We start from the raw sequence: 6,841 nt of genomic DNA, 5'->3' as shown, positions 1-6,841 counted from the left end.
GCCGCCCGACGCTCCCCGGCCCGCCCGGCCGATGACCCGCTGAGCAGCCCGGTGCCGGGAAGTCGCTCGAGACTCCCCGGCACCGTGTCCTCCCCCGCAACCCCCGTGTGCGGTGGTCGTCACCCCCGTGTGCGGTGGCCGTCGGTCGGATCGCGCGGCTACTCCGTGGCGATCGCGTTCAGGACGTTCATGCGGCCTGCCCGGAACGCCGGGACGAGGGCGGCGAAGAGGCCGACGAAGGCCGAGCCGACGAAGACCGCGATGATCGTCGGCCAGGGGATGTCGAGGATCTTCAGCCCCTGCAGGGCGAGGAGCTTCTGGGCGGTCGCGCCCCAGCCCATGCCGAGGCCGAGGCCGAGCAGGGCGCCGAAGACGGCGATCACCACGGACTCCAGGCGGATCATGCGGCGCAACTGGCGGCGGGAGAGGCCGATGGCCCGCATCAGGCCGATCTCCCGGGTCCGCTCGACCACCGACAGCGCCAGGGTGTTCACCACCCCGAGGACCGCGACGATGATCGCCAGGGCCAGCAGGCCGTAGATCATGTTCAGCAGCTGGCCGATCTGGTCCTTCAGCGCCTTCTTGTAGTCGGTCTGGTCGCGCACGGTCAGTTGCGGGTAGCCGTCGTGCAGCTCCGACTTCAGCGCCTTGTAGGCGGCCGCCTGCTGCCCGTCCTTGGCGGTGGCGAAGACCAGTTCGTCGAGCGGCATCCGGCCGGCGGGCACGTACTTCGCGAGGGTGGCGATGGACGTGTACTTGGCGCCCTGGTCGATCACGTCGTCGCTGCTGGTGATCGCGCGGACCGTCAGGTGGGCGGTGGCGCCGTCCTTGAACGCGACGGTGATCTTCGAGCCGAGGTGGATGTCGTGGGCCTGGGCGAACTTCTCGTGGACGGACATCGAGTCGGGCCGGTAGGCGTCGGCGAGGTTGCCTGCGACGGTCTTCTTGCGCAGGTCGCTCGCGTAGCTCGGGTCGGCCGCCGTGATGTCGGTGTCCCTGAGGGTCTTGCCGTCCGGGGTGGTGAAGTCGGCCGTGGTCGGCCGGTACTCGGTGACCCGGGCCAGGTCCGGGGTCTCCTTGATGAGCTTGACCGCCTGCGGGGTGATCAGCTGCGCGTTGTCCGGCTGGATGATGAAGTCGGTGCCCACGGTCTTGTCGAGCTGGTCGGTGGCCGAGGCCACCATGGAGGAGCCGACGACCGACAGGCAGGCGACCAGCGCGAGGCCGATCATCAGGGCGGCGCCGGTGGCGCCGGTGCGGCGCGGGTTGCGCAGCGCGTTGCGCTCGGCCATCCGGCCGACCGGGCCGAAGATCCGCAGCAGGACCATGCCGAGGACGCGGACCAGGCCGCCGGCGAGCAGCGGGCCGATCACCACGAAGCCGATCAGCGTGAGCACCACGCCGAGGCCGAGCCAGCCCGAGCCGGCCTTGGCCTTGTCGGCGCCGGCGGCGACGTACAGGCTGAACCCGCCGGCACCGGTGAGGACGAGGCCGATCACGGCGCGGACGACGCCCGACCTGACGTCGGCGGGGGTGCCGGCGTCGCGCAGGGCGGCCATCGGGGAGATCTTGCCGGCGCGCCGGGCGGGCAGGTAGGCCGCGAGGACGGTGACCACGACGCCCAGGACGAGGCCGACGACCGGAGTGGTCCAGGCGACGGTCAGGTCGTCGGTGGACAGGTGCATGCCCATGTTGCCCATGAGCTTCATCAGGCCGACGGCGATACCGACGCCGGCGCCGACGCCGAGCACGGACCCGATGACGCCGAGCAGCAGGGCCTCGACGAGCACGGACCGGTTGACCTGCCCGCGGGAGGAGCCGATGGCGCGCATCAGGCCGATCTCGCGGGTGCGCTGGGCGACCAGCATCGAGAAGGTGTTGATGATCAGGAAGATGCCGACCAGGAAGGCGATCCCGGCGAAGCCGAGCATCGCGTACTTCATGACGTTCAGGAAGCTCTCGACGCTCTTCTGGTTGGCGTCGGCGACCTCCTTGGCGGTCTGCACCTTGTAGCCGCGGCCGAGCGCGGCCGCCACGTTCTTCTTCAGCTGGTCGTCGCTCACGCCCTTGGCGGCGGTGACGTTGACGTCGGTGTAGACGCCGGTGCGGCCGACGAGGGTCTGCTGGGCGGTCTTCGTGTCGAGGTAGAAGATGGCCGCGCCGGGGTTGGTCACCTGGAAGGCGGCGATGCCGGACACGCGCGCGTGGCGGGTGCCGACGACCGAGATCATGCCGATGTCGTCACCGAGCTCGAGGTGGTGCTTGTCGGCGGTGTCCGCGTCGACCATCACCTGGTCCGGGCCCTTGGGCGCCGCACCGGAGGTGATCTTCATGGTGCGGGCGTCGTTGCGGTTCCAGCTGCCGACGATGGTGGGCGCGCCGCTGGTCGGGGAGAGCTTGTCCCTCTTGGCGTCGATGACGGTCACCGAGGTGGAGAACACCGTGCCCTCGGCGGACTTCACGCCCCGCACCGAGCGCACCTCGCCGAGCACGGAGGCCGGCATCACGGGCGGCCTGCCGGTGCGGGAGGTGGTCTCGCCGCTGTCGGAGGAGCCCTTGGCGCTGACCGTGACGTCCGAGGAGGTGGCCTGGAACAGCTTGTCGAAGGTGGTGTTCATCGTGTCGGTGAACACCAGCGTGCCGCACACGAAGGCGACGGAGAGCAGGACGGCGACGGCGGACAGCGCCATGCGGCCCTTGTGCGCGAAGAAGTTGCGCAGGGAGGTCTTCAGGACGCTCATGAGGTGCGCCCCCGGGCGTCGAAGTCCTTCATGCGGTCCAGGACCTGGTCGGCGGTCGGCTGGTACATCTCGTCGACGATCCGGCCGTCGGCGAGGTAGAGGACGCGGTCCGCGTAGGAGGCGGCGACGGGGTCGTGGGTGACCATCACGAAGGTCTGGCCGAGTTCGTCCACCGAGCGGCGCAGGAAGCCGAGGATCTCCGCTCCCGCGCGGGAGTCGAGGTTTCCGGTCGGCTCGTCCCCGAAGATGATCTCCGGGCGGGCGGCGAGCGCGCGGGCCACGGCGACGCGCTGCTGCTGACCGCCGGAGAGCTGGGTCGGCCGGTGCTTCAGCCGCCCGGCGAGCCCGACGGTCTCCACCACGCGGTCCAGCCACGCCCGGTCCGGCTTGCGGCCGGCGATGTCCATGGGCAGCGTGATGTTCTCGATCGCGTTGAGCGTCGGCAGCAGGTTGAACGCCTGGAAGATGAACCCGATCCGGTCCCGGCGCAGTTGGGTGAGCTTCTTGTCCTTCAGGCCGGTGATCTCGGTCTCGTCCAGGTGGATCCGGCCACTGGTCACCGTGTCGAGGCCGGCGAGGCAGTGCATCAGCGTGGACTTGCCGGACCCCGAGGGGCCCATGATCGCGGTGAACTGGCCGCGGGCGATGTCCACGTCGACGTGGTCGAGGGCGACGACACGGGTCTCGCCGGACCCGTACGCCTTGACGACCTGCCGCGCCCGCGCGGCAACGGCCGTACGCCCTCCAGTACCCCCGTGCCTGGGAATGGTCACAGCCGATGTCACGGTAAGTCTCCTATGTCGGTTGGCAGGTCTGCAGTCGGTGCCCCGGTGGTCCGGGGCGTCGTCTTCGGTACGTCGATGAGTCTCGCGGTCGTCGGGGGTGCGGCGCGCTGGTGCGGAGCCCCGTCTTGCCCGGGGGAAAACCCCACCCCGTCCCTTCGCGTCAGCCGCCCCCAGCGGCGTGAAGCCAGGTTAAGGACGGGACCCGGCCGGGCTCGTCCTCCGCCGGGACGAACCCTCCCCGAGCCCTGGTACGGAGGTCCCCCTAGGGGTGCTCCACCGTCGGGTGGAGCCTTCCTCGGGGTCGCCTCCACCCGACGGTGCGCACAGCCTCCACCCTCCCGCCGCGTCAGGGTCAACTCGGACAGCGCGTGGGAGGCTGTCGTACCGGACGTATTCCTCGTCAACCTGCCGATCGGCGCGGCCGCGCTGTGGCTGATCGTCCGTCATCTGCACGAGCCGCACCGGGACGAGCCCGCCCGTGCGCGCGTGGACCGCGCGGGGCGCTCGCGGTGTTCGCGTGCGGCGGGGTGCTGCTGCCGACGCTGGTGCAGGGCGGCGCGGTGTGGCCCTGGCTGTCCGCGCCGTCGCTCGGCCTGTTCGCCGCCGGGCCGGAGCCGGCCGCGGTCGTCGTCCTGATGGAGCGGCGGGCGGCCGAGCCGATCATCCCGGGCTGGGTGTGGCGGACTCCATCACGCGCGCACTGAACGCCGGCACCGCTCCCGAGGCCACCCGGCGGGCGATCGCCGACGCGGTGAACGCGGTCTACGTCGGCGCGGCCTGCGCGGCGGCGCCGGCCTTCCTGGTGCTGCTGCTGGTGCCGGCGCCGCGAAGGTTCCCGGTGCGGCAGGACCAGCACCGCCCCGCGGCCGACGGCCGTACCCCGTCGGCCGGTTAACGCGGGTGACACCCCAGGTCGGTCGCGTCGCCGCGCAGTAAGCGCATACCGACCGGCAGGTTCGGTGAAAACGCCGCGCGGGCCGCCGGTGCGCGAGTAGCGTGCGTGGACCGATCCCACCCCCCACCTCCCTGCGGTCCGCCGCCGCGGACCCGAGCCACGCAAGGAGCCCCGGGATGTCCTACGACCCCCCGCATCAGCCATACCTGACCCACCCCTGGCAACCGGCGCCCCCCGAGCCGCCCCGCCCGGACGTCCGGCCCGTCCGCGAACTCCTGGGCCACCACAGCGACCTGCGCGTCCTGCGCAGCGCCTACCGCTGGCAGCGGCGCACCGCCACGCTGACCGCGCTCGGCTACTTCACGCTGTTCCTGGTGCTCTCCGCGTCCGCGCCCGGCTTCATGACGCGCACCGTCGCCGACGGCATCCCCGCCGGGCTGCTGCTCGCCCTGCTGCAGGTGCCCGTCACCTGGCTGGCGATCGCCCTGTACGAGCACACCGCGCGCCGGCACGTCGACCCGCTCGCGGACCGCATCCGCAGGGAGGCGGCGCTGGACGCGCGGCGGGGGGCGGCGCGATGACCGGCTTCAGCAGCTCCGCGCAGTCCATGTCGCTGGTCGCCTTCTGCACCGTCGCCACGGTGACCCTGCTGCTGTGCGTGATGACCGGCCCCGACCGCGACGACCTCGACGAGTTCTACACCGGCTACAGCTCGCTGTCCCCGCTGCGCAACGGCCTGGCCATCGCCGGCGACTACATCTCCGCCGCCACCGTCCTCGGCACCGGCGGCGTGATCGCCCTGTGCGGCTACGACGGCGTGGTCCTCGCACTCAGTACGGCGCTGTCGCTGATGCTGCTGATGTTCCTGCTGGCCGAACCGCTGCGCAACGCGGGCCGGTTCACCATGGGCGACGCGCTGGCCCGCCGGCTGCCCGGCCGCGCGGTGCGCATGACCACCTGCGCGGTGACGATCGCCGCGCTGCTGCCGCTGATGCTGGTCCAACTCGCCGGAACCGGGCAGCTGATGGCGTTCATCCTGGGCTTCTCCAGCGAGTCGCTGAAGACCGGATGCGTCGTGGGCCTCGGCGCCCTGATGATCGCCTACGCGGCGATCGGCGGCATGAAGGGCACCGCGCTCATTCAGATCCTGAAGATCGTGATGCTGGTCGGTTCGGGCGCCGTCGTCGCCCTGCTGATGCTGCGCCGCTTCGACTGGGACCCGGGCGCCCTGTTCACCGCCGCCGCCCGGCGAAGCGGCGCCGGGCCCGCCTACCTGCACTCCGGACTGCAGTTCGGCACCTCGGGCCGCTCCCGCCTCGACATGGTCGCGTCCGAGCTGACCGTCGTGCTCGGCGGCGGCGTCCTGCCCCACATCACCATGCGCATGTACACCGCCTCCAGCGCCCGCCAGATACGCCGCTCGATGTCCTGGGCGACGTCGATCGTCGCCCTGTTCGTGCTGATCATCACGGTGGTCGGGCTCGGCGCCACGGCGCTGATCGGCCGGGCGACGATCGCGACGGCCGACCCGCAGGGCAACACGGCCTATCTGCTCGGCTCGCGCGCGGTGTTCGGCGCGGACGTGTCGACGGCGGAGAGCTTCCTGTTCACCCTCGTCACCACCGCCCTCTTCCTGACCCTGCTGGCCTCCGTGGCCGGGATGATCCTCGCCTGCGCCAACTCCCTGGCCCACGACGTCTTCGCGGCCCGGGTGCAGGAGATGCCGGCCCGCCGGGAGATGGCCCTGGCCCGCCTCTCGGCGCTCGCCATCGGCATCCCGACGATCCTGCTCGCCACCCTCGTGCAGCACCACAGCCTGCAGCCCCTGGTGACGCTCTCCTTCTGCCTGGGCGCCTCCGCGATCGCGCCCGCCCTGGTCTACGGCCTGTTCTGGCGCCGCTACACCCGCAGCGGGCTGCTGGGCACGCTGATCGGGGGCACGCTGACGGTGCTGGTGCTGATGCCGGGCACCAACCTCGTCTCCGGCTCGCCGATCGCGGCGTTCCCGCACGCCGACCTCAACTGGTTCCCGTTCACCACCACCGGCATCGTCTCCATCCCGGCCGGCTTCTTCTTCGGCTGGCTCGGCACGGTCGTCTGCGGCCGCGGCAAGGCGGAGCAGCAGCGGCACCAGTACGAGGCGGTGGAGGGGTGGATCCTGGCGGGCGCGGTGCGCAAGTGACGCGGCGCCGGGCCGCCGCTACTCCGCGGCCACCCGGCCGGTCAGCGCGATGAGGCTGCTGCGGAAGGTGTCCATCTGCGCCCTCAGGTCCTCCCACGTCTCGCCGTGCTCGCACAGCAGCCGTTCCGTCTCCTGGGCGATGCGCTCCTCGTGCACGCGCGCGTCGGCGATGATCTCGGCGGCACGCGCGCGTGCCTCCTCCTGGCAGCGCCGCGCGGACCTCCGGGCCTCCTCGAGA

General features: G+C 71.7%; 5 protein-coding genes and 2 pseudogenes. 4 read left to right on the top strand and 3 right to left on the bottom strand.

Annotated features, from left to right (window positions below):
* Positions 1-158 precede the first annotated feature (158 nt).
* Together ACLU3S_RS34950 and ACLU3S_RS34945 are read right to left on the bottom strand one after the other, a co-directional pair.
* Positions 159-2,741: an ABC transporter permease gene (locus ACLU3S_RS34950; protein WP_413955997.1), complete on the bottom strand. Its 2,583-nt coding sequence runs from the start codon at positions 2,739-2,741 to the stop codon at positions 159-161.
* Positions 2,738-3,526: an ABC transporter ATP-binding protein gene (locus tag ACLU3S_RS34945; protein WP_413955996.1), complete on the bottom strand. Its 789-nt coding sequence runs from the start codon at positions 3,524-3,526 to the stop codon at positions 2,738-2,740. Before ACLU3S_RS34945 ends, ACLU3S_RS34950 begins: the two co-directional genes overlap by 4 nt.
* A 390-nt stretch (positions 3,527-3,916) precedes the next feature.
* Here ACLU3S_RS34945 and ACLU3S_RS34940 point away from each other — a divergent pair.
* From ACLU3S_RS34940 to ACLU3S_RS34925, 4 genes and pseudogenes are all read left to right on the top strand, one after another.
* Positions 3,917-4,209, top strand: a pseudogene (locus tag ACLU3S_RS34940) (MFS transporter); the annotation flags it as partial.
* Positions 4,203-4,421 carry a hypothetical protein gene (locus tag ACLU3S_RS34935; RefSeq protein WP_413955995.1) on the top strand — a complete coding sequence of 73 codons (219 nt, stop codon included), beginning with the start codon at positions 4,203-4,205 and terminating at the stop codon, positions 4,419-4,421. The pseudogene ACLU3S_RS34940 and the gene ACLU3S_RS34935, both read left to right, overlap by 7 nt.
* A 176-nt stretch (positions 4,422-4,597) precedes the next feature.
* Positions 4,598-5,002, top strand: coding sequence for a DUF485 domain-containing protein (locus ACLU3S_RS34930; RefSeq protein WP_413955994.1), 405 nt, complete (start codon positions 4,598-4,600; stop codon positions 5,000-5,002).
* Positions 4,999-6,603 (top strand): cation acetate symporter, encoded by a 1,605-nt coding sequence (locus ACLU3S_RS34925; RefSeq protein WP_413955993.1) that lies wholly within the window; start codon positions 4,999-5,001, stop codon positions 6,601-6,603. The genes ACLU3S_RS34930 and ACLU3S_RS34925 overlap by 4 nt, the downstream gene beginning before the upstream one ends.
* Before the next feature lie 18 nt (positions 6,604-6,621).
* Here ACLU3S_RS34925 and ACLU3S_RS34920 read toward each other — a convergent pair.
* Positions 6,622-6,841, bottom strand: a pseudogene (locus ACLU3S_RS34920) (cellulose-binding protein); the annotation flags it as partial.

It is taken from the genome of Streptomyces sp. AF1A (assembly GCF_047340315.1).
Classification (GTDB): domain Bacteria; phylum Actinomycetota; class Actinomycetes; order Streptomycetales; family Streptomycetaceae; genus Streptomyces.
The sequence above is the reverse complement of the archived record's forward strand: the minus strand, read 5'-3'. Positions and strand labels throughout refer to the sequence as shown.